19 protein-coding genes are annotated in these 21,633 nt (G+C 72.3%); 13 read left to right on the top strand and 6 right to left on the bottom strand.

All coding sequences use genetic code 11. From position 1 onward, the window contains the following. Positions 1-25 precede the first annotated feature (25 nt). From ACQE3L_RS07425 to ACQE3L_RS07385, 9 genes are all read left to right on the top strand, one after another. Positions 26-817: a DUF7260 family protein gene (locus tag ACQE3L_RS07425; protein WP_426963140.1), complete on the top strand. Its 792-nt coding sequence runs from the start codon at positions 26-28 to the stop codon at positions 815-817. Positions 818-976: 159 nt separating this feature from the next. Then, positions 977-1,585 carry a trimeric intracellular cation channel family protein gene (locus ACQE3L_RS07420; protein ID WP_426963348.1) on the top strand — a complete coding sequence of 203 codons (609 nt, stop codon included), beginning with the start codon at positions 977-979 and terminating at the stop codon, positions 1,583-1,585. Positions 1,586-1,670: 85 nt separating this feature from the next. Next, positions 1,671-4,055 carry a hypothetical protein gene (locus ACQE3L_RS07415; protein ID WP_426963139.1) on the top strand — a complete coding sequence of 795 codons (2,385 nt, stop codon included), beginning with the start codon at positions 1,671-1,673 and terminating at the stop codon, positions 4,053-4,055. 89 nt (positions 4,056-4,144) lie between these two features. After that, positions 4,145-4,915 carry a hypothetical protein gene (locus ACQE3L_RS07410; RefSeq protein ID WP_426963138.1) on the top strand — a complete coding sequence of 257 codons (771 nt, stop codon included), beginning with the start codon at positions 4,145-4,147 and terminating at the stop codon, positions 4,913-4,915. A 278-nt stretch (positions 4,916-5,193) separates the two neighbouring features. Further along, positions 5,194-7,401 (top strand): assimilatory nitrate reductase NasA, encoded by a 2,208-nt coding sequence (nasA, locus tag ACQE3L_RS07405; RefSeq protein ID WP_426963137.1) that lies wholly within the window; start codon positions 5,194-5,196, stop codon positions 7,399-7,401. Further along, entirely contained in the window at positions 7,394-8,083 is a 690-nt protein-coding gene (gene mobA, locus ACQE3L_RS07400; RefSeq protein WP_426963136.1) for a molybdenum cofactor guanylyltransferase, read from the top strand. The genes nasA and mobA overlap by 8 nt, the downstream gene beginning before the upstream one ends. Before the next feature lie 516 nt (positions 8,084-8,599). Beyond that, positions 8,600-10,360: a nitrite/sulfite reductase gene (locus tag ACQE3L_RS07395; RefSeq protein ID WP_426963135.1), complete on the top strand. Its 1,761-nt coding sequence runs from the start codon at positions 8,600-8,602 to the stop codon at positions 10,358-10,360. Beyond that, positions 10,353-10,520, top strand: coding sequence for a hypothetical protein (locus tag ACQE3L_RS07390; RefSeq protein ID WP_426963134.1), 168 nt, complete (start codon positions 10,353-10,355; stop codon positions 10,518-10,520). The genes ACQE3L_RS07395 and ACQE3L_RS07390 overlap by 8 nt, the downstream gene beginning before the upstream one ends. Positions 10,521-10,522: 2 nt before the next feature. Then, positions 10,523-10,831, top strand: a complete 309-nt coding sequence (locus ACQE3L_RS07385; RefSeq protein WP_426963133.1) for a DUF6360 family protein — start codon at positions 10,523-10,525, stop codon at positions 10,829-10,831. Between the two features lie 38 nt (positions 10,832-10,869). Here the strand turns inward: ACQE3L_RS07385 and ACQE3L_RS07380 are convergent, their stop codons facing one another. Both ACQE3L_RS07380 and ACQE3L_RS07375 read right to left on the bottom strand, forming a co-directional pair. Continuing rightward, the gene (locus tag ACQE3L_RS07380; protein WP_426963132.1) at positions 10,870-12,651 is read right to left on the bottom strand and encodes a hypothetical protein; all 1,782 of its coding nucleotides are present in this window, start codon (positions 12,649-12,651) and stop codon (positions 10,870-10,872) included. 102 nt (positions 12,652-12,753) lie between these two features. Continuing rightward, a complete protein-coding gene (locus ACQE3L_RS07375) occupies positions 12,754-13,677 on the bottom strand; it encodes a hypothetical protein (RefSeq protein ID WP_426963131.1) in 924 nt (307 codons plus the stop codon). Positions 13,678-13,813: 136 nt separating this feature from the next. Here ACQE3L_RS07375 and ACQE3L_RS07370 point away from each other — a divergent pair, with 136 nt between their 5' ends. Genes ACQE3L_RS07370 through ACQE3L_RS07360 form a run of 3 tightly spaced genes read left to right on the top strand, consistent with a single transcriptional unit; the run spans position 13,814 to position 16,995 of the window. Then, entirely contained in the window at positions 13,814-14,452 is a 639-nt protein-coding gene (locus tag ACQE3L_RS07370) for a hypothetical protein (RefSeq protein ID WP_426963130.1), read from the top strand. Further along, positions 14,449-15,810 (top strand): hypothetical protein, encoded by a 1,362-nt coding sequence (locus ACQE3L_RS07365; protein ID WP_426963129.1) that lies wholly within the window; start codon positions 14,449-14,451, stop codon positions 15,808-15,810. Before ACQE3L_RS07370 ends, ACQE3L_RS07365 begins: the two co-directional genes overlap by 4 nt. Before the next feature lie 60 nt (positions 15,811-15,870). Further along, the gene (locus ACQE3L_RS07360) at positions 15,871-16,995 is read left to right on the top strand and encodes an AI-2E family transporter (protein WP_426963128.1); all 1,125 of its coding nucleotides are present in this window, start codon (positions 15,871-15,873) and stop codon (positions 16,993-16,995) included. 90 nt (positions 16,996-17,085) lie between these two features. Here the strand turns inward: ACQE3L_RS07360 and ACQE3L_RS07355 are convergent, their stop codons facing one another. Continuing rightward, positions 17,086-17,709: a DUF7504 family protein gene (locus tag ACQE3L_RS07355; protein ID WP_426963127.1), complete on the bottom strand. Its 624-nt coding sequence runs from the start codon at positions 17,707-17,709 to the stop codon at positions 17,086-17,088. A 131-nt stretch (positions 17,710-17,840) separates the two neighbouring features. Here ACQE3L_RS07355 and ACQE3L_RS07350 point away from each other — a divergent pair, with 131 nt between their 5' ends. Further along, complete coding sequence (locus ACQE3L_RS07350; RefSeq protein WP_426963126.1) at positions 17,841-19,328, top strand: carboxypeptidase M32; 1,488 nt, start codon at positions 17,841-17,843, stop codon at positions 19,326-19,328. A 45-nt stretch (positions 19,329-19,373) separates the two neighbouring features. Here the strand turns inward: ACQE3L_RS07350 and ACQE3L_RS07345 are convergent, their stop codons facing one another. The 3 genes from ACQE3L_RS07345 to ACQE3L_RS07335 all read right to left on the bottom strand — a co-directional run bounded on the left by ACQE3L_RS07345 (position 19,374) and on the right by ACQE3L_RS07335 (position 21,527). Next, positions 19,374-20,864 (bottom strand): PGF-CTERM sorting domain-containing protein, encoded by a 1,491-nt coding sequence (locus ACQE3L_RS07345; protein ID WP_426963125.1) that lies wholly within the window; start codon positions 20,862-20,864, stop codon positions 19,374-19,376. A gap of 105 nt (positions 20,865-20,969) precedes the next feature. After that, the gene (locus ACQE3L_RS07340) at positions 20,970-21,188 is read right to left on the bottom strand and encodes a glycine zipper domain-containing protein (RefSeq protein WP_426963124.1); all 219 of its coding nucleotides are present in this window, start codon (positions 21,186-21,188) and stop codon (positions 20,970-20,972) included. 63 nt (positions 21,189-21,251) lie between these two features. Then, positions 21,252-21,527 (bottom strand): DUF7967 family protein, encoded by a 276-nt coding sequence (locus ACQE3L_RS07335; RefSeq protein ID WP_426963123.1) that lies wholly within the window; start codon positions 21,525-21,527, stop codon positions 21,252-21,254. Positions 21,528-21,633: the final 106 nt, after the last annotated feature.

The following is a 21,633-nucleotide window of genomic DNA, read 5'->3' as shown; positions in this document are numbered from 1 at the left end:
GCCCGCCGCGGTGCTTGTGCGCCCCATGACGGAGACCGCCGACGCGCCGACCGACGCGTCCGGGACCGGGGACGGGATCGCGGCCGCGAGCGATGCGCTCCGCGTCGAACGCCGCAAGATCGTCGACGAACGGGAGGCGTTCGCGGCGTTCCGGGACCGGCTCGAACGCATCGCCGCCGAGGCGGTGCCCGCCCGCGGCCCGCCGCTCCGCTCCCGCGTGGATCCCGCGGGACGAGGTCTCCGCGCCGTGAAGGCCGCCTACGAGGAGACGGTGATGAGCGTCCCGCACTTCGCCGCCGACTACGACGAGACGTACGAGGCGAGCGTCGAGGCCGAGTTCGGCGCCGACCTCGCGCTGATCCTCACCGGCCAGTCCGCCTTCGACGACCGGTCCAGGCGGACTCTGATCGACCGCACGGAGACGGCCATCGAGGAACGATCGGTGTTCCTCGACACGCTCGACGCGGAGGCGGAGTCACTCGAGCACGGCGCGTCCGTGGTCGCGGCCCTCCGCGAGGCGGTCGCGGACCTGACCGACGGCCGGCACGCGGACCGCGACTTCGGCGCACTCGACGCTCGCCGCGCGCAGGTGCCGGTACTGCGTCGGAAGTGCGACGCGCTCGCCGCCCGGCGGCAGGCCGACCTCCGGGAGCAGCGGCGGCGGATGCGCCTCCCCTCCTCGTTCCCGAACGTTCCGGCGTACCTCTACGCCGGGCTCGACGACCGATACCCGGTCCTCGCCGCCGTCGGGGAGCTCGGTTCCCGGCTCGACGAGGCCAGACGTGACCTCGAGCGGGCGCTGGCGCGCTCCGACTGAGGCGCGCGGCCCCGATTCGGTCGCGTCCGCCGCTCCGCGGGTCGGTGGCGGCTTCGGGACGCGCTTGTCGAAGCCGATGGACTCAACAGCGCGCCCCTCGTAGCTATCGTCGTGCTTACGGAGCAGTTCGTCGCCGCCGTTCGCGACCCCTTCGCGGTCATGAACGCGGTCGGGCTCGTGGCGTTCGCGTTCGTCGGCGCCTCGAAGGCCGTCCGCGAGGAGTACGACCTGCTCGGGATCGCGATCGTCGGCCTGGCGATGGCGTTCGCCGGCGGGACGACCCGCGACCTGCTGGTCAACCGCGTCCCGCTCGTCCTCCAGTCGCCGGTCGAGATCGGACTGGCGCTGGTCGGCGTCGCGCTCGCCATCGGGCTGCCGCTCCTGCTCGACGCGCCCGACTCGCACCCGGTGACGCTGCTCGCGGACGCGATCGGGCTCGCCGCGTTCGCGACTGCCGGGGCGATCGTCGCCACGGACGCCGGTGTCTCCGCGTTCGGCGTGGTCGCTATCGCGACGATCAACGCCGTCGGGGGCGGCGCGACCGCGGACGTGCTACTGGATCGCCCGCCGTTCATCCTCTTCGAGGACTTCTACGCGACCCCCGCGGTGCTCGGCGGCGTCACCTACTGGGCGACCGCCGCCGTCGGCGCGGCCGGACTCGCAGCTGCGGCCTGCGCGGCCGTCACGGTCGGCCTCCGGTTGGCCGCGGTCGCGTACGGCTGGCGACTCCCCACGGTCGCCGATGTCGCCGTCCGCGGCGGGGAGTGAGGTGACGCACACGCGGCCGCGGAGGCGCCCGCGCGGCGCCGGCACTCACTGAACGTTTAACACCCGCCTCCCCCATCGTGTCGGCATGCGGATCTGTACGCCCGACGTGTTGATCGGGGTTGGCGGCGGCGGTACGCGGATCGTCCACCGGCTCCTGCGGCGGGACGACGTTCTGGAGCAGGTGCTCACGGACGACGGCTCGGACGGGCTCTCCGCCGCGATCATCGACACGGAAACCGACGGTGACTGGCACCGCGAAGCGGCCGCGCGAACCAGGGAGGGCTTCGAGGCCGTCCGCTCGCGCGTCGACGGGCAGCCCGACGGTCTCTCCCTTCACGGTCCGGTGTTCCTCCCCGAAGCGCTCGGCGGCGAGGTCCCGGCCCGGTTGACCAACAAACCCTTCGTCCGCGACCTCTGCGAGGCCGAGGGCCTCGACAGCTGGTGGCTCGACGACCGCACCGAGCCGCTGCAGACGCTCGACGATGCGGGGATCGGCGGCGGAACGTACCGGTTCCGGTCGCTCGCGAAGGCGCTCTATCACGCGGCGTCGTTCTCCGGCGGTTCGATCGCTCCGCCGACGACGGCCGACGACGACGTCGCGCTCGTTGCGTCGCTGGGCGGCGGCACCGGATCCGGGACCGTCCTCGATCTCGCCGCGGACCTCGAGGGCCGGCGGACCGACCTCTACGCGGTGTTGCCGCATCCGTCCGAGTCTACGGCGACACTCGCGAACGCGCACGCGGCGCTCTCGGAACTCGAACACGCGTTCCTCGCAGGGGAGAGCCCCTTCGACACGGTGACGCTGCTCCCCTTCCCGGCCGACGCCGATCCGGCGGCGTTCGAGGCGAACGCCGTCCGAGCGTTCCTCGCCCATCAGGGCGCCCTGCGGAACGGGGGCGGGTCCGGGCTCTCTCTCGACCTCTCGGGCGGCCCGACGGCGTATGCACCGTTCACCGTCGCGACCACGCGCACCGTTCAATACCCGATCTCCGCGCACGAGGAGACGCGCGAGGCCGTCGCCGAGTTCGTTGACCGGAAGCGGGACGCGCTCCAGGCGGAAGCCGAACGCTACGATGTCGTCGAGTCTTCCCTCCGCGAGCGGTTTCCGGACACAGCGGAACGCGTCCTCACGGACACGGCCGCGCGCGGCGGTCCGATCGACGAGGCGGCCGCACGCTCCCTCCGAAGCCGTCTCGTAGACGACCTGGTCGGAACGACGCTCGAGGACCCGGTCTTCGAACGACTCGGCTTCGACGCCTCGATCGAGGCGATCCGAACCGAGGCCGCCGAAGTCATCGAGGACGGCGGCCGCGACGACGGCGCTGACGCCGTTCGCGACTTCGTTGCGTCCGCTCCCGGTACGCTCGCGTCGATCGTCGAGCATTACGCCGACCACGTCGCGGAGGCCGGCGGGCTCGCGGAGGACCTCTTCGATGCCATCGCGGCCGAGTTCCGAACCGTCGAACGGCGTCGCGACCTTCTTGCCGCGATCGAGGCGATCAACGTCGAGGAGACGGGGTTCGATGCCGACGACGTCGCCCTCGTGCGTCGGAGTCTCCGCCGCCTCCTCGATCTCGATCGCGGCTATCCCCCCACCGACATCAGCGAACTCGAGAAGCGGAGTATGGCGGCTCACGAGACTGTGAATGAGCTCGACGACGTCCTCGCGGACGCCGAGTCGTTCCGCGAGGCGGTTCGCGAGGACCTCCGCGGGGAGCTCCAGTCGTGGGCGCACGACGTGTCCAGGTCCGTCGAGCGGCTGACCGCGATCGGTGAACGCGCCGAGGCGGTCCGGAACGGCATCCACGACCTCGTGGACGCGGTCGAGCGCGCCGTCAGCGAGGTCGAGGCGGCGACGACCGTCGAAGCCGTCGAGGAGATCGACCTCCGGCTTCCGGAGGCCGATGCCGTGAACGCCGGGCTCAACGAGATCGGGGTCGACCCGATCGACATCGCCTCGATCCGCGACGCCTTCGACCACGTCAAGGGAGCGAAGCGGGACGCTCTCGAGTCACGGGGGCTTCTCAGTGGCATACTTGGGCCCGACTGGACGGAGCGGTACGAGGCGCACGTCCGCCAGGCCGACGAGTGGTTCGAGATTTCCCCCCATCCCGAGGCGTTCTCCTGTTCGTTCGAGGCGTCCCGCCTCAGGGAACGTGCCGACGCGATCGACGACCTGCGGGCGGCGACGGTCGGTGATGTCGTCGAGGCGTTCGCCGACCGCTTCCTCGGGCGCGAGCCGCTCGCCTTCGACCGAGAACTCGGCGACGCACACGTCCGTCTCCCGGACGAGGAGGCGCTCGACGGCGTTCTCGATCGCCTCGACACCGCCCTCGACACGCTCGCTCGCGGACGGAGCGACGCCGGCGACCGCCCGCTCGAGGGGATGTTTGGGGGCTCTCCGGCGACTTCCAGCCGCCGCGGAGCGACGCGGAGGCCGCGCTCGTCGCCGCCTACCTCGACCCGATAGCGGACGCTCGCGAGGCGGCCGCCGAACGTCGCGACCGGGCGTCGCGCCTCGCTGACCGTCTCGACGCGCTCCGGGACTGCTGGGCGGACGTGCCGCCCTTCGACTCCGAGAACCCGTACGCGGTGGACACGGACGGCGACCCCTTCCCGCCGACGGACGACGGCGACCCGTACGTCACCCACTTGGACGCCTCGCCGGACGAGATAGTCGGCGTCACCGACATCGCCGAGACCGACCTCGTGGAGTCGGACGAGGACCTCCTCGCCCACAGCTTCGCGGCCGAACTCGACCGGGCGTTCGACGACGGGCTCGTGCCGGTGGACCCGATCGATCCGGCCCAGGCGCCGCATCACCCGTCGTTCCGAGCCGTGTATCACTCACGTGCGTACGACCCAAGAAGCGGCTCATTCAGCACACAGTACGACCAGGTCCGGGACGCGGTCGCTGCCCGGACGGGCTGTTCAGCCCGCAACTACCGCGCGGAACGTCACGACATCGGCGGCCCGGACGAGGTGTCGCTGTCGCTGTTCATCGCGGGGGTTCCGCTCGACCGCCTCACCGTGCTCGCCGACTACGCGGATGCATACGCCCGTCGCCGCGACACGGTCGAGGAGCCGCGGGCCCAGCACGCCGTCGGCTTGGGTGCCGACTGGACCACCTGGCCGGCGCTCGGGGATCGGGTCCGCGAGGCGGCCGCCGCCGACCTCCACGACGCCGTCGGCGGCTCCGTCTTCCGGGAGACGATTCGCGACCGCGACGCGCTGGACGAAGCGGTTCAGCGCGTCGCCGACGGCGCCGACCCGCTCGACGTCTTCGGCGACGCGTTCGAGGTCCTCGCGGCCGAGAGCACCGTCGAGTGACCGCAGTTCCGCGGCCGCGCTCAGCGCCCCGCGAACCCATCCCCGCGAACATCCCATCCGAAATCGGGGTTGACGAGCGTCCACAAACGTCCGGAAAATCCTCCGTTCAACGCGATCAATGGCTTAATAGCCCATTTAGGAACGGACGAACGTCGTCTCTCAAGCGTATTTCTGGACAAACAGTCGGACAAACACTTATCGCCCGTCGTTCCATGGGCATAGTCGAGACCGATGCTTCGCTTCGTCCGTCAAGCCGGGAGAAAAGTGGATGAACGTTCATGTTCTACCGGGAGCGGCACGTGACCGATCTGGTCCCGACCACCTGCATGCGCTGTGCGGTCGGCTGCGGACACGTCCAGCGCGCGGTCGAGCGGGGGATGGGGCTGGACGTGGTCCGCGGTGACGCCACCCATCCCGTCAACGAGGGCCTCGCCTGCGGCCGCGGCGTCGGCGAGACCGCCGACCCGGACGGACAGTGGCTCACGCGTCCGCTGGTCCGCCGCGGCGGCGAGCTCGTACCGACGACGTGGGACGTGGCGCTCGACGCCGCCGTCTCCGGGATCCGCGCGGCGACCGCGGACGACCCCGACGGCCTCGCCGTGCTCGGGAGCGGACAGCAGACCAACGAGGCCGCCTACGCGCTCGGCAAACTCGCCCGGGGCGGCGTCGGCACGCGCCACTACGACGCCAACACGACGCTGTGTATGTCGAGTGCGGTCGCCGCCTACGTCGACGCGTTCGGGAGCGACGCGCCGCCACCGACCTACGACGACATCCCCGCGGCGGACCGGCACGTCGTCTGGGGCGCGAACCCCGCGGTCGCCCACCCGGTCATGTTCCGGTGGATCGCCGACGCGGCCGACGAGGACGGACGGGAACTCGTCGTTGTCGACCCCGTCGAGACGAAGACCGCGGGACGCGCGGATAGGCACGTCCAGCCCGACCCCGGCGGCGACCACGCGCTGGCGCGGGCGGTGCTCGCGCGACTCGTCGAGGCCAACGGCGTCGACCGCGCGTTCGTCGAGGCGCACACGAGGGGGTTCGACGACCTCGTCGCGGCCCTGCCCGACGCGGCGTCCGCCGCCGCGGAGGCCGGCGTTCCCCTCGCGGCCGTCGACGCGCTCGCGGCGACGCTGGCGCACGACACCCTGATCTACTGGGGGATGGGGATCAACCAGAGCGTCCGCGGCACCGCCACGGCAGGCGCGCTGATCGACCTCTGTCTGGCGAGCGGCAACCTCGGCCGAGGGAGCGGCCCCTTCTCGCTCACGGGCCAGGCGAACTCGATGGGGACGCGGATCTGCTCCTCGAAGGGGTCGTGGCCGGGTCGCCGCCCGTTCGCGGACCCCGACGAGCGCCGGACCGTCGCGGAACACTGGGACGTTCCCGTCTCCCGGTTCCCGGACGACACCGGGCCCGGACCGGTCGAGATGCTCGACGCGGTCGGCCGCGAGGGCGGCCCGGACGCGGTGTGGACGGTCGCGACGAACCCCGCGGTCGGGTTCCCCGACGCGACGGCGGTCCGCGCCGCGCTCGAGGACGCGTTCGTGGTCGCACAGGACGCCTTCCGGACGGAGACCGTCGAGCACGCGGACGTGGTGCTACCGGCGTCGACGTGGGGCGAAAGCGAGGGGACGACGACGAACATGGAGCGTCGGATCTCCCGCGTCCGCGCCGCGACGGAGACGCCCGCCGGCGTCCGGTCTGATTGCGAAATCATCGTCGCGCTCGCGGAGCGGCTGGCGCCCGGCCTGTTCGCCGACACCGGCGCCGACCCCGAGGCGCTCTTCGAGGAGTTCGCCGCGCTGACCGCGGGGACGACGACGGACTGCTCCGGCATCGGCTATCCCCGGCTCGACGCCGAGGGCGCCGTGCGCTGGCCGGCTCCGGACACCGACGCGGAGGGGGGCTACCGCTACCTCGTGGAGGATGATGCGGCTGTCCCCGACACCGACGCCGACCCCGGCACGGATGCCGATACGTGGTCGTTCCCCACACCATCCGGGCGCGCAGCCTTCTCGACGCGGTCGGCGGCCGACCTGCCCGACCCGCCGGACGAGGAGTACCCCCTCACGCTCACGACCGGCCGCGAGGCGGACGGCTACAACTCCGGCGTGCGGTCGCGGGGCGGCGACGGCGACGATCTCGTGACCGCTCGGACCGCGCCCGAGACGCTCGCGGAGGTGGGGATCGCAGACGAGGCTGAGGAGGACCGGGACGAGGACGCTTCCGGAACGCCCCGAACCGCCGTGCTCGCGTCCGAGCGCGGCCGAGTCGAGGTCGCGGTCGAGCCCGACCCCGCGGTGCCGGCCGGACTGGTCTGGCTCCCCATCCACCACCCGGCGACGAACGAGGTGACCACGCCCGCGGTCGATCCCGTCTCCGCCGAGCCGAACTTCAAGCAGTGCGCGGTCCGGCTCTCCCCCGCTTCGGACGCCGCCGAGTCCCCGACCCGAACGCCCGAGGGCACCCCGAGCGATGACTGAGCGGGACGGCGACAGGAGGGTGGCGGCCCGCCCTTCGCCGCCAAAGCCCGACACCGGGATCGCCGGTGTCGTGCTCGCTGGCGGGCGATCGAGGCGGTTCCCGCCCGGCGACAAGGCGCTGGCGACGCTCGACGGCCGTCCGCTGGTCGCCCACGCCGTCGACGCGCTGCTGCCCGCGGTCGACGAGGTCGTCGTCAACTGCCGCGCGGACCAGCGCGCGGCGCTCGCCGACGCGCTCGACCCCCTCCTGACCAGGTTCGCCGTCGACGACCGCGAGGACGCCGGCCCCGTCGCCGGCCTCGCGGCGGCGCTTTCCGCCACCGAGGCCCGGTACGCGGCGGTGCTCCCCTGCGACCGGCCCGCGGTCGGGACCGCTCTGCTGGCCCGCCTGCTGTCGGCCGTCCGCGGCGAGTCGGGCGCGGTCCCCCGCTTCGACGGGCGGCGACAGCCGTTCCCGCTCGTCGTTCACGTTCGGGTCGGCCGGTCGACCTCCCGGCGCATGCTCGACGCCGGCGCGAGCCTCGCGTCGCTGCTGGCGGAGCTCGACCCGGTCGAGGTGCCGGAGACCGAGGTCCGCGCGCTGGCCCCGGCCACGGCCTTCACCGACGTCGACGATCCCGCGGATCTCCGGCGCCTGGAGGCGCTGTCCGCCGCCGACGCGCCCGCTCGCGGCCGTCGCTGACCCCTCGACCGGTCGGAGCCGCGGCCCGGGATCCCCATCGGCCGGCGCCGCGAACGGCGGTCGGCGTTTCACTCCGGGCCCGCTCCGATACCTCGATCCGCCCTTTCCGCTGAGACGTCAGCTCCCGCCTTCCGCCGGGACGTCATCCACCGCCTTCTGTCGATACGCCGCCCTCGACTTCCGTCGTTCCTCGCGCGCGCAGGCGACACCGGTGTCGACGCTCCTCCGCGACGCTGCCCGAGAAAACGATCCCCAAGACGACAGTTTCTTCGCCCGTTCGATCAGAAAACACGGTCGAAAATCGACCGAATAACGACCTTATACGCCGCGGAAGTCATTATAAACGGATCAGCCGCCCACTTCGACGCGAGGAATTTTGAATATCTCAACGCTTAGCTTTAACAGTTCTCGTCGGCAGCCTTTAGACAGAAATCAGATGCAGATTGAACAACTTTCGAGTATAGAAGTACATGATCGTTCAGATAGCGGGCGGGAATATCCGGAGGACGGCTGACCGTGGCGGGCGACACCGAGGCGGTCAAGGCCGACTGCTACGGCGACGAGGTCCGCGAGCACATCGAGCGGTTCGCGGCGGCCGGCTACGACGCCATCCCGGACGACGAGCGCGAGGCGTGGTTCTCCCGGTTCAAGTTCTGGGGGCTGTTCCATCAGCGCTCGGGTCAGGAGGGATACTTCATGATGCGGCTGACGAACTGCGGCGGCGTGCTGGAGCCCGGGCAGTTGCGGGCCATCGGCGAGGTCGCGCGCGACTACGCGGAGGGGCCGGCCGCGAACCCGGTCTTCGGCAACGGCTTCGTCGACCTCACGACGCGGCAGTCGGTCCAGATCCACTGGCTGAAACTGGAGGACGTGCCGGAGATCTGGGAGAAACTGGAGTCGGTCGGCGTCTCCTCGCGGTCCGCGGGCGGCGACACGATGCGGAACATCTCCGGCTGTCCGGTCGCCGGCAAGGACGCCGACGAATACGTCGAGACCCGGCCGCTGCTCGACGAGATCCAGGCGGAGATCCGCGACGACGAGGCGCTCGCGAACCTCCCCCGGAAGTTCAACATCTCGATGACGGGCTGTCGGCAGGGCTGCGCGCAGGACTCGATCAACGACGTGGCGCTGGAGCCGGCCCGCAAGCTGGTCGACGGCGAGGAGCGCCGCGGGTTCAACGTCCGCGCCGGCGGGGGGCTCGGCAGCCGCGAACCGCGCCGCGCGCGCCCCCTGGACGTGTTCGTGACGCCGGACCGCGCGGTCGAGACGGTCCGCGCGTTCGTCGAGCTGTACATGGAGGCGGGGAACCGCGAGAACCGCAACAGGAACCGGGCCCGCTTCTTCGTGGACGAGCACGGGCCCGAGGCGGTCCGGGAGATGCTCGTCGAGCGCCTCGACTTCTCTCCGGCCCACGCCGGGACGGACCTCCGCGGCGAGTACACGTACAACGCCGGTCGGCCGAGCGAGCGCGGCGACCACGACCACGTCGGCGTCCACGACCAGGACCCCGACCACAGCTACGTCGGGCTGACCGTCCCCATCGGTCGGTTGACCGCGGGGGAGGCCATCGAACTGGCGGACCTCGCGGACGCGTACGGCAGCGGCGAGGTCCGGCTCACGCGCCGACAGAACCCCCTGATCGTCGACGTGCCGGACGAGGCGGTCGACGACCTGCTCGAGGAGCCCCTGCTGGAGACGCACCGCCCCGAACCGGAGACGTTCACGCGGGGGGCGATGGCGTGTACCGGCACGGAGTTCTGCTCCATCGCGCTCGCGGAGACGAAGACCCGGATGGCGGCGATGGTCCGGTGGCTCAACGCGAACGTCGACCTCCCGGACGACGTGGACCAACTGAAGATCCACATGTCCGGCTGTACCGCGGACTGCGGGCAGGCGATGACCGCGGACATCGGGATGCAGGGCATGCGCGCGCGGAAGGACGGCGAGATGGTCGAGGCGATGGACGTCGGCGTCGGCGGCGGCGTCGGCGCGGAGCCCGCCTTCATCGAGTGGGTCCACCAGCGCGTGCCGGCCGACGAGGTGCCGGGACTCGTCGCGGACCTCGTCGCCGCGTTCGCGGCCCTGCGCGAGGAGGGCCAGACCTTCCGCGAGTGGGTGGAGGCGACCGGCCACGAGTCCATCATCGAGCTGGCGGAGCCGCACGAGACGAGCTACGAGGACCCCTGTCTGTACGACGCCAAGCAGTCGTGGTACCCCTTCTCCGACGCGGAGGGCGCGGACGCCGCGACCGACGCCACGGCGGTGAGCGATGACTGACCCGACCGCACGCGAGGCGAATCCCCCCACCGGGGACGGGCTGGACCCGACCGTCGAGCACGCCTCGATGGACGCCGCGCCGGAACTGTTCGCGGGCGGTCCTCGTGCGGCCACCGGGCGGAACGGCGGGCACTCGGCCCCGACGGAGAGAGACGGCTGAGCGTGGACCGTCGCCTGCTGGACGTGACGGCGCGGACCACGTTCGACTTCCTCGACGCGCGGCTGCGGACCGCGACCCGGGAGACCGACGCGGTCGCCGTCCTCGACGTGACCCGCCACCGGGAATCGCCCGACGAGGTGGCGCTCCAACTGGAGGTCGACGCCGCCGACCTGGCCGCGACCGACGGCCTGTCGGCGCACGTCGACGAGGCTTGCCTCACCCCCGCGGAGGCGCGCACGCTCGCGGGGGAACTCGCGGACGCCGCGGACGCCGCCGAGGCCGGCACGGACCCGGGCGGCGGACGGGTGTAGCGCGGCCCCAGTCGCCGGCGCTCCGACGGTCGGGGACCTTACTCGTCGTCCGCGCCGTTCGCGTCGGCCGCCTCCTCGCTTCCCACCGCGTCGGCGTCCTCCACCAGCAGCCCGTTCCTGATGCCGCGCACGATGGGCTCGAGCTCCTCCGGGTCGGCGTCGAGGTCGACCCCGAGCGAGAGCGCGTGCTCGCCCACGCCGGGCTCGGCGGCGTTCGACTCGCCCGCCTCGGCCGCGGCGGTCGCCGCAACGTCGGCGGTCCCGCCTTCGCCGCCCTCATCCTCGCCGCTCTCGCCATCCTCGCCGTCCTCGCCGCCCTCAGCCTCGCCGTCCTCGCCGCCCTCAGCCTCGCCGCCCTCGCCGTCGCTCCCGGTCTCCGCGCCGCCCCCGCTCTCGCCGTCGGGTTCGGCCTCGTTCTCCGAGGGCGTGGTGGCGTCGCTCCCGCCCCCGCCGCCGGCTTCCGCCGCCTCGGCGGCGTCGCGAGCGGCCTCGGCCGCCTCCCGCGCGGCCTCCGCGGCCTCCTCTGCGGCCGCGGTCGCCGCCTCGACCGTCTCTGCGAGCGCCTCGGCCGGTTCGTCCTCGGTCGCCTCCTCCGCGGCGACGCCCCCGCCGGTCGCGCCCTCCTCGTCGGATCCCTCGCTCCCAGTCTTGTCGGCTCCATCGCCCGCACCCTCGGCGGCCGCGAGCGCCTCCGCGGCGTCGAGCGCGTCGGCGATGGAGTCCTCGACCGCTGCCGCGAGGTCCTCCGGATCCGCTCCCGTCTCCGCCGCGACCGACTCGATCACCGACCGGGTCGTCTCGGAGGCGGCTGCCTCCAACTCCGACTCCTCCGCGCCTTCGACGGCCGACAACAGCGCCGTCCCGAGCGCGCGCTCCGCTTCGGCGACCGCGTCGGCGTCGGCCTCCGACTCCTCCTCCGGCCCATCCGCGACCTCCGCTTCCTGCTCATCCGCGACCTCCGTCTCCGGCCCGGCCTCGGCCCGCGCGGCACCGGAGACGGTCGGGGCACCGGCTTCGTCGGTCTCGCCCTCCCGTTCGACTGCCTGCTCGACGAGGTCGCGGGCCGCGCGCGCCTCCTCGACTGTTTCTTCCGCCCGGCGGACGGCGTCCTCCGCCTCCGCGATGACCGAGGCCGTCTCCGCGGCGCTCGGGGCGGTCTCTGCGGCGGCCTCGCCCATCGCCTCATCCCGCCTCGTCACGGCCGAACGCCGCTCGCAGGTCGGCGGTTCCGCCGGTTCCGGCCGTTCCACAGATCCCCCGCCCGTTTCGGGCTCTTCGTCCTCCGTGCTCGTCTCGGATCCCTCCGCGTCGGCCTCGCCCGGGAGCCGATACCGCCCCTCCTCGTCGCGGTCGAGCAGTCCGGCCCACTCGTAGAGGTCCAGCAGGGTGGACAGCCCCGTCTCGACGCGGCGCTTCTCCGGGTCGACGCCCGCGACCGTCGCCAGCAGGGGCACCAGGTCCCCCTCGACGGTGGGGTTGCCCCGAACGATGGCCCGGAGTTCCTCGGTCACGGGCCACTCGCGGAGGAGGTCGGCGGCGTGCTCCCGCGCGTACCCCTCGTCGTCGATGGCCAGCGCGCCCGCCAACTGCTCCCCCTCGTCGGTGAGGCGGTGTTTCTGTCCCGATTCGGTCGGGTCGAGCACTCCGAGGTCCTCCAGGAACCGCGTCTGCCGCCCGGCGGCGTCCGAGTAGCCAGTCGCGTCCGCGACGTCGGCGGTATAGCGAGGCTCCGCGGCCGCGCCCACCTCGGACCACCCGGCGAGGATCTCCCGCAGCGCGTCGAGGCCCACACCCTTCGGAACGGCGTGTGCGTCCGCCATGGCTCGTCGGCCGATTGCCCGCCGAGTCCAAAAAATGACCCGGCCGATTCCGGCGTCGGAGGTGCCGTAATCCTCTGTGTCGGACCTCGGTGACCGCTCGGATCAAAGCGGCGCGAAGTCGTCCGGAACCTCGGCGCCGTCGCGGAGGCGCCGCAGGTAGTAGCGCACCCCCGGCGCGTGGGCGGCGCCGACGATCAGGTGCACCTCGGTCGCCGCCTCGTTGTGGTAGACGGCGTAGTCGGCCATGCGCTCGTTGCGCGCGTGCGAGACGAGTTCGAGCTCGGGGTCGTGGCCGCGGAGCCACTCGCGCTCGAGCGGCTGGGGGAGAAACGCACGCTCGTAGTAGCGCATCAGCGCGCCGAGTCGCTCGGGGTCCTCGGCGGCCGCGTTGCTCAGTCGGAAGGCCTCGTAGCTCTCGCCGGTCGCGGCCGCGGCGTGGTCCGTCAGGAACCCGGCGGCCACGTCGCCGAGCGCGCGCTCGAAGCGGTCGCCGTACACCGCGCCCCCGGACTCGACCAGCGAGAAGACCGCCTCCCGGAACCGGTCCGCGGCCGCGGTGAGGTCCTCCAGCACCGCGTCGACGCCGGTCTCCGACAGCGCGTCGAGGTGCGTCTCGACGTCGCGGTCGGCACACTCCCGCAGCGCCCACCGGTAGTCGTCCATCTCGCAGACCGCGGGGAAGTCCTCGAAGTAGAGCGGCCGGATCCCCTGCTCGCAGTAGACGGTCGCGCCCCGGTCGCGGAAGCGCTCCACGTGCCCGCGGAGAGCGTCGCGCTCGGCGTCGGTTCCCGCGTGCGTGACGCCGTGGACGTGGAAGGCGTGGCCGTCGACGGTCACGCGCCAGCCGGGCAGCCCGTCGTCCGCGGGCCGCGCCGCCTGCCGGCGTCGCACCGCCTCGGCCCATACGGGCTTCGCCTCGAAGTACGCCTCGTGGGGCGTGGCGACGCCGAGTCCGTCGGCCAACTCGGCCAGCGAGGTCGCCTCGCGGATCGCCGCGACGCGCGGGTCCGCCGGGTCCGAGACCATGGTGGACGTTCACACGCATTGGTGGTGTATCTGTCGCGGTCGCGCACCGGTTCCACACCGCCGTCGACGGTCGACGGCGACCCCCGGAGTCGACAGAAGGTATTTGTCCGCGTGCCAGAAACGACCGGGAGCGACGATGTCCCCGACCAGACGCGCCCTCCTCGGTAGCGCCGCCTCGCTCGCGGCCGCGGTCGCCGGCTGCGGCGGTCGCGGCGGCGCCGACACGACTCCCGCCGACCGGGCCTCTTCCGGTTCCGTCTCGGACCCAGAGGTGGTCACGGCCCGCAACCCGACCCCGGACGAGCCGGTCCTTCTGGACCCGACGGGCGGCGACGCCGCGGGCGACGCGGCCGGAACCCCGTCACCCCTCCGGCGCGAACTCGTCACCGATCCCGACCGCGCCGCGGCGCTCGTCGTCGCCGACGGCGTCCCGGAGGCGGACGCCGCGGCCGTGCGGTCGTTCGTCGACGCGACGGAGTTCTCGACCGAGACGCTGTTCGCCGCTCCCTCCCGGATCCGTTCCTGTTACCGGCTCCGGATCCGGTCCGTCTCGTGGGAGCCAGGGCACGCCGAGTACTCCTACTGCCGCGAGCTCCGGCCGCCGGAGGCCGCCTGCGAGGACGGGGAGCGCGACCGGCTGTTGGTCCTGATCCGGATCCCCGCGGCGCTCGAGGACGAGCTGAACGGCTCCGGCGCCAGCGGGCGAACGCCGTGCCGGGCCGTGGACACGGACTATGACACCATTACCACGACGCCGGAGGGGGAGGTGCCGTGAGCGACCGCGGACTCACCAGACGCGAGGCCCTGCGGACCGGGGGTGCAGCGACGCTCGGGGTCGCGCTGGCGGGCTGTGGTCGCACCCGGCAGTCCTACTGGGACGATCCGCCCTCCTTCGACGCGGCGGGGCTCGCCGACGTCACCGACGCGGCCGTCCCCACCCGCCCGGACCCGATGCCGATGCGGCTCCCCGAGGAGCGCGTCGCGGCGCTCTCCGACCGCGTCGGGGCGCTGCTGTCGCCGATCCCGGACCCGCTCACGTCCGAGATCGTCCCGAACGGCACGATCAGGGCGGCCATCGTAGACGCGCGGGAGGCGGCCCGCGACGCGCGGCGCCGAATGGGGGATCTGCGGGGAGACGCGCCGACGCTCTCCGTCGTCGAGGCCGGCGTCGACGCCTGCGCGCAGGCGGCGCGGGCGGCGGGCTGTTGGGCGGCGATCCACGCGGACAGGGACCCCGACGAGGTGACCCTGACGCGGTCGACGGCGCTCGGGCGGATGGACGACCTCGGCAACGCGCTCCCGGACGCCGCGAGCGGCCCGCAGGCGGGCGTCGTCGCCTACGCGCCGCCCGAGCGGTGGGCCGGCGTCACGCGCCGGCGTCGGCTCGTGACGCCTGGGGCTCCGTCCGCGGCGGCGAATCCCCTACGTGCCGGACGGGCGACCTGCGACCTGGAGCGGACGCGAGCACAGGCCGCCGTCGGGGACGACCTCCGCGAGCGCTACGTCGCGTCGCTGTCGGACCCCGTGGCCGTCGCGGAGCCGATGCGGGCGGCCCTCTCGGCGCTCGCGCCGCGCGTCGAGGACCGGTTCCGGGCGATGCACGAGGGGGACACCGAACGCCCGAGGTCGTACCCGGACGTCGACGCCTACCTCTCCCGGGACGTGCCTCGGGACCATCCCGGTCGCGGACTGCTCGTGGACGCTTTCGGGGACTTCTTCGACTTCGCCCGGTTCGCGCCGGTCGCGTGGCCGGCGTTCGACCCGCCGCACCCGGCGTGGACGCTGCGGGCCACCCACCGGTCGCTCGCGACGCTGTCCGCGTTCGACGCGATCCGCGCACGGATCGACGACGGCGACGACCTGTTCCCGGCGGACGCCGCGGCGGTCGCCGACGCCCGCGAGGCGGCGCTGTCCGCGGTGCGTGCGCTGGTCGAGTCCGAGGCTTCCCTCGACCGCTGGACGGCGTGGCGCCTGACGCCGGCGTTCTCGTCGCCCGACGAGACGTTCGCGTCCGGTCCGGATCCGGACCGGCGCGCCGTCGCGGAGGCGTTCGGCGAGTACGTCCGGATCGAGGCGGTCGCCCGGGCCACGCCCGACGCGACCGCGAGCGTCGTCGACGCGCTCGGGGACTGAGCCGGGTCCGTCCGGTCGCCCGACCCCGAGACTTATGAGTCACGGAGCGGTCGACCGACTATGGACGAGAAGCGATTCGTGGTCACCCTCTTCGGCATGGCGGTCGGCCTCGCCGTCGGCTACATGGCCTACCGGTTCGTGGCCGCCCTGACGGTCGCCACGTTCCTTTACTACTCGACGAGGCGGTTCCACCGCGGGTTGCGCCGGCTTCGGCTGCCGATCCGAGTGCGCGCGATGTTGACGCTGTCGCTCGTGTCGGTGCCGCTGCTTCTGGTGTTGACCTATACGGTCGTGCTGATGGTCCTGGAGCTGCGGCGGTTCATCGACCAGTACTCGCTCATCGCGACTTCCGGGGCGAGCGTGGCGTGGATCGAGAACGTGGGTGAGCTGCCGGAACCGACGTTCGAGGGGATCGTGCAGGCGTATCAGGCCGGGCGGTTCGATCAGGTGATCCAGTTTCTCGCGGAGAACGCGACCCTGTTGACGGAGCTAGTGACGGGGTTCTTCCTCAACCTGCTCGTGATCGTCGTCATCACCTACTACCTGCTCGTCGACGGGGGGCGGATCCGGTCGTGGCTGCTGAAGTTCGACGACGACGCCGTCGTGCGGGAGTACCTCGAGGCTGCCGACCACGAACTGGAGGCGGTGCTGTTCGGCAACCTGCTCAACGTCATCGCCATCGCGCTCATCGCGGTCGCCTCCTACATGGGGTACAACGCGCTGGTGCCGGAGGCGGTGCAGGTTCCGTATCCCGTCCTCGCCGGCGTGTTGACCGGCGTCGCCAGCCTGATTCCCGTCGTCGGAATGAAGGTTGTCTACGTGCCGCTGGCAGCCGCGACCGCCGTGCCCGCTCTCCTCGAGGGCAACACGGAGCTTTTGGCCTACGTCGTCGGCTTCCTCGTTGTCGCGGTCGTCGTCGTCGACACGATCCCCGACCTGGTCCTGCGCCCGTACCTCAGCGGTGAGACGACACACGTCGGCCTGCTGATGTTGGCGTACATCCTCGGTCCGGTCGTGTTCGGCTTCTACGGGCTGTTCCTCGCGCCGATCCTGCTGGTGCTCGCGATCACGTTCGCGCAGACCGCGCTGTTGCGACTGCTCGGCGAGCAGCCGGCCATCGAGCGACTCGACGAGGCGCAGCGCCAGCTGGACGAGTTCGTGTCGACGGACCAGTCGGCCGACTGATCGCCGGCCTCGAGCGCTCTGACGCGGACGGCTCGGGAAACGCCTCGTCACCGCCGGCCTCGGTCAGAACGGACGGATCGGCGCCGACGGTCAGGCTCCGCCCGGACCGCCCACACCGTCCTCGCGCAGGTCGAGTTCCGTCTCGAACACCGACCGGACGGCCGCAACCGTCCGGTCGTCGTGACTCGCGGGATCGAAGTGGTAGTGCGCGCGCGCGTCGCTCGCCGCCACGACCTCGGTCAGCCGGTTCAGGAACCGGCGCGCCGACTCCGCGTCGACGTGCGCGAGCAGGTCGGTGACGGAGTCCAGACAGACGACGGCCTCCGCGTCGGACCCCTCCCAGGCGGTCAACTGGTCTTCCAGCTCCAGCCCGAGCCCGACGAGGTCGGTCGGTTCGCCGATCGTTCGAACGGACGGGACGCCGGGCGGGCCGGCGTCGGGATCGCTGCCGCTCGCGGCGGCGCGCGTGAGGTCGCCGACGCTTATGACGGCGCTGTCGGCCACGTTCCCGGCCGTCTCGCCGACGACTTGCGCATGCCAGCGCGAGGGTGCGGTCCCGTACGTCACGCCGAGCACGTGCCGCGGCCGGTCCCGTGAGTTCCCCAGCAGGCGGCTGCAGGCGGCGGACTTTCGGTCCCCCTCTCGGGGAGCGGTGAGGAGCACGTTCGAGGGGGTCGGCGGCGCGTCGGTCCGCGTCTGACTGTCTCGGGACATCGGTCGTCACTGTACCCAGACGTTTCCAGTTTGTTAAACCTTACAACGGGTCTGACGCCCGTCAGACGCCCGCTTCCGTTCGATCTTCCGGCATCCGGGGATTGAAGCACTCCGGGGAACGGGATGTGGGCATGTCGTCGACCGCCTACGAGGAACTCCGGGATCGATACGCCGGCGCGGCCGCACTGGAGAGCGCCCGCGGCGTGCTCTACTGGGACCAGCAGACGAAGATGCCGAGCGGCGGGACTCCCGCCCGATCGAAACAGCTCTCCGCGCTCTCGTCCGCGCACCACGAGCGACTGACGGACGAGCGCGTCGGGGCGCTCCTCGCCGACCTCGCGGAGGAGGACCTCTCGGACGAGGAGGCCGCGGTCGTCCGCGAGATCCGCCGCGAGTACGAGCGCGCCGCCGAGGTTCCCCGCGACCTCGTGGAGCGGCTGACGACCGCGCAGTCCGACGCACAGGAGACGTGGCAGGACGCGAAGGCGAACGACGACTTCGACGCCTTCGCGCCCACGCTGGAGGAGCTTCGAGAACTCCACGTCGAGCGGGCCGGGCACGTCGACCCCGACGCGGCGCCGTACACGGTGATGCACGAGGACGCGCTGCCGTACATCGACCTCGACACCGTCGAGTCGGTGTTCGCTGATCTCCGCGAGGCGCTCGTCCCCCTCATCGAGCGTATCGAAGCCGAGGGCTGCGAGCTTGCGAACCCCTTCGCCGAGGGGGAGTACCCCGAGGACGACCAGATGGAGCTCTCCGAGCGCGTGCTCGACGCGGTGGGCTATCCCGAGGACCGCGGCCGGCTCGACCTCTCGCCGCACCCGTTCACGTCCGGGAACCAGTTCGACTGCCGCGTGACGACCCGGTTCAAGGACGACCCCGTCAAGGGGTTCATGGCGACGCTCCACGAGTACGGTCACGGCCAGTACAACCTCGGGCTCCCGCAGGAGGAGTTCGGCTCGCCGCTCGGGATGGCGCTCGGCTCCGGCGTCCACGAGTCGCAGTCGCGCTTCTGGGAGAACCACGTCGGCCGCACGAAGGCGTTCTGGGAGGGCTACCTGCCGGAGGTACAGGACGTCTTCCCGCACCTCGGCGACGCCACGCCGCAGGAGGCCTACGAGGGCGTCAACCGCATCTACCCGGACAACACCATCCGCGTCGAGGCGGACGAACTCACCTATCACATGCACATCATCCTTCGGTTCGAGACCGGCCGCGAGTTCGTCCGCGGGGAGATCGACGCCGACGAGATCCCCGCGGTCTGGAACGACCGGATGGACGAGTACCTCGGCGTCGTCCCCGAGACGGACGCGGCCGGCTGTCTGCAGGACATCCACTGGTCGAGCCGCTTCGCGGCGTTCCAGGGGTACACGATCGGCAGCGTGCTCGCCGCGCAACTCGACGCCGCGATGCGCGAGGACCTCGACGACGTCGACGGGAAGATCCGCCGCGGCGAGTTCGCGCCCCTGCGCGAGTGGATGACGGAGAACGTCCACCGGCACGGCCGCCGCTACCCCAGCGACGAGCTGATCGAGCGCGCGACCGGCGAGCCGCTCACGGCCGACTACTTCGTCGACTACGTGGAGGAGAAGTTCGAGGCGCTGTACGACCTGTGAGGTGACGGGAGTCGCCGAGCGAGCCCCCAGACTGTTCCGATTCCCTCAGTTGTTTCGTGCGACCGCGACGCCGACCGCGACGAGGAGCGCCGCGACCGCGACGCCGACACCGAACCCGGGGGCGTCGTCACCGGAGGTTCCCGGCTCCGTCCCCGTCGGCGACGCGGTCGTCTTCGGAGCGCCGTCCGTCACCGCCGTCGTCTCTCCTTCCGCCTCCAGGCGCTGGCTCGCCAGCCGCTCGCCGTCGTGGCTGACGACAACCTCCTCCGCGTCCGCGCCGGGCGTGATCGAGACTGAGAAGCCGGCGACGCCCGAGGGCGGGAGCGCCACGTCGGCCTCGGCGGTCGCGCCCCCCGCGGCGACGGTGACCGTCTCCCACGGCGGGAGCGTGGTGTCCCCGCGGACGAACACCTCCTCGCCGTCGGCGGCGCGCTCGACGGTCACGTTCGACGCCGTGCCCGGGCCGGCGTGGAACGTGGCGTTGCCCGCGCCCGCGCAGGCGTCCCACTGTTCGGCCGCCTCGCAGTCGAGTCCGAGTCGGACGTCGTAGAGGCTCGCGCTGTCGCGCAGGAGGTCGTCCTCGTGTTGGCCGAACGCGGCCGGGTCCGAGAGGTCGACGGCGATCACGTAGGTCCCGTTCGCCGGGCTCGCGAGCACGCGGCCGGTCGCGTTCGCGTCGAACGGCGTGACGTGGTTCACCGGGAGCGAGGGACCGATCGAGACGGGGTCCTGGTCGATCCGCAGCGCCGCGGAGCGGTTGGCGCCGTCGCCGTCCCCGCTCCCGGCCCTGCCGAGGCGGGCGCCGAGACGCTCGCGGACCGTCTCACCGTCGCCGTACCTGGCCGCCGCGTCCAGCCCGTCCGCCTCGACGACGACCACGAGCGCCTCGTCGTAGGCCACCCACGGCCCCTCGGCGTCGGCGATGCGATCCTCGGCCGGCGCGGACTGGGCCACGAGGGTTCCGTTCTCCCGTGCGGTCGCGAACTCCTCGAGCGCGCCGTCACCGAGGGCGCTCGGGCCCGCGGCCCACTCGGCGGGCGCCCGGTAGACGGAGACGTCCTCGACCCGCGGCTCGCCGACCGTCAGCCGCGCCGGCCACGACCCCGGAGTCCGGAGTTCGTAGGCGCCGGCGTCGAGCGAGGCGTCCCCGTGGAGAGTCACGTCGGCCTCGGTCGCGCCGACGCCGGCGAAGGCGTCCGTGCCGTTCTCGTAGGTGTCGATCCGGAACCGCGCGTCCTCTCCCTCCGCCGCCGCGCGGAGGTGAAGCGTCGCGATCGGTTCCTCGGCGGCGTCGCCGTCGACAACGGGGTGGATCGTCACGTTGCGGCGGTCGCTGTCGGTGGGGGTCTGGACCGCGACCTCGGTCACGTCGCCGGCGGCGAGACGGTACTCGTCCTGGTCGAAGAGGACGCCGTTTCCGGAGCCGGCGCCCGCCGCGGCCCCGGCCGCGGCCGCGCACACGAGCAGGGCGGCGACGAACGCGGTGAGCACGCTGGCGCGAACGCTTCGCTGGTCGACGGGAGTGGAGGGCTTCATACGTCAGATCTGGCGACCCATCGATCAAAAAAGTACGGTCGCGGTTCGGGTGGTCGCGGTCCCGGCGGCTGTGGTCCGGGCGGCCGCGCTCCCGGGGGTGCGGCGCTACTCCTCGGACGCGTCCGCCTTCCGCTCCTTCACCGACTTGATGAACGAGTCCGCCGAGACGCGCTTCTCGCCGATGGCCGCGCCAATGAGGCCGCCGACCGCGCCGCCGCTGCTCGCGAAGTTTTTGTTGATCAGTCCGCCGACGAACGCGCCGACCGCGGCGCCGATGGCTGCGTGGCGAGCACGTCCGAGCGCGAGTTCCAACTTGGATCCCATATGTCGCTTATCGGGCGACAGGATGATAAATCCATCCCCCGACGGCGGATCGCAGTGGCCGCTTCAGATAACGTCGTCCGGGTCGTGGACCTCGCGCATTCGCCGCGCTTCGGCCGCGTACTGCTCCTGCAGGTCGGGGTCGTCGACCGCTCCGAGGTCCCTCTCGCCCACCTCCACGGCTGCGGTCGTGTCGCGCACGTCCGAGAAGGAGGTGAGCGCGCGCTCCTTCCGGTAGTAGCGGTCGCCCTCCGGCGTGGCGTAGGTGAGGATGATGAGGTTCTGTTCGTCGTCGGAGTAGGTCCGCTCGACTAACCAGACGCGGACGCCGTCGTCGGCCATGCCGTGGGTTCGAGCGGTCGACGGAAATGGCTGCCGGCGGCTCCCGCGGTCGGTGCGGCCGCCGGGCGAGAGCACGGTCCGAGCCGGATATTCTGTATCGCGATAT

Origin of the sequence: Haloparvum alkalitolerans (assembly GCF_050122995.1) — an archaeon.
Taxonomy (GTDB): Archaea; Halobacteriota; Halobacteria; order Halobacteriales; family Haloferacaceae; genus Haloparvum; species Haloparvum alkalitolerans.
The sequence above is the reverse complement of the archived record's forward strand: the minus strand, read 5'-3'. Positions and strand labels throughout refer to the sequence as shown.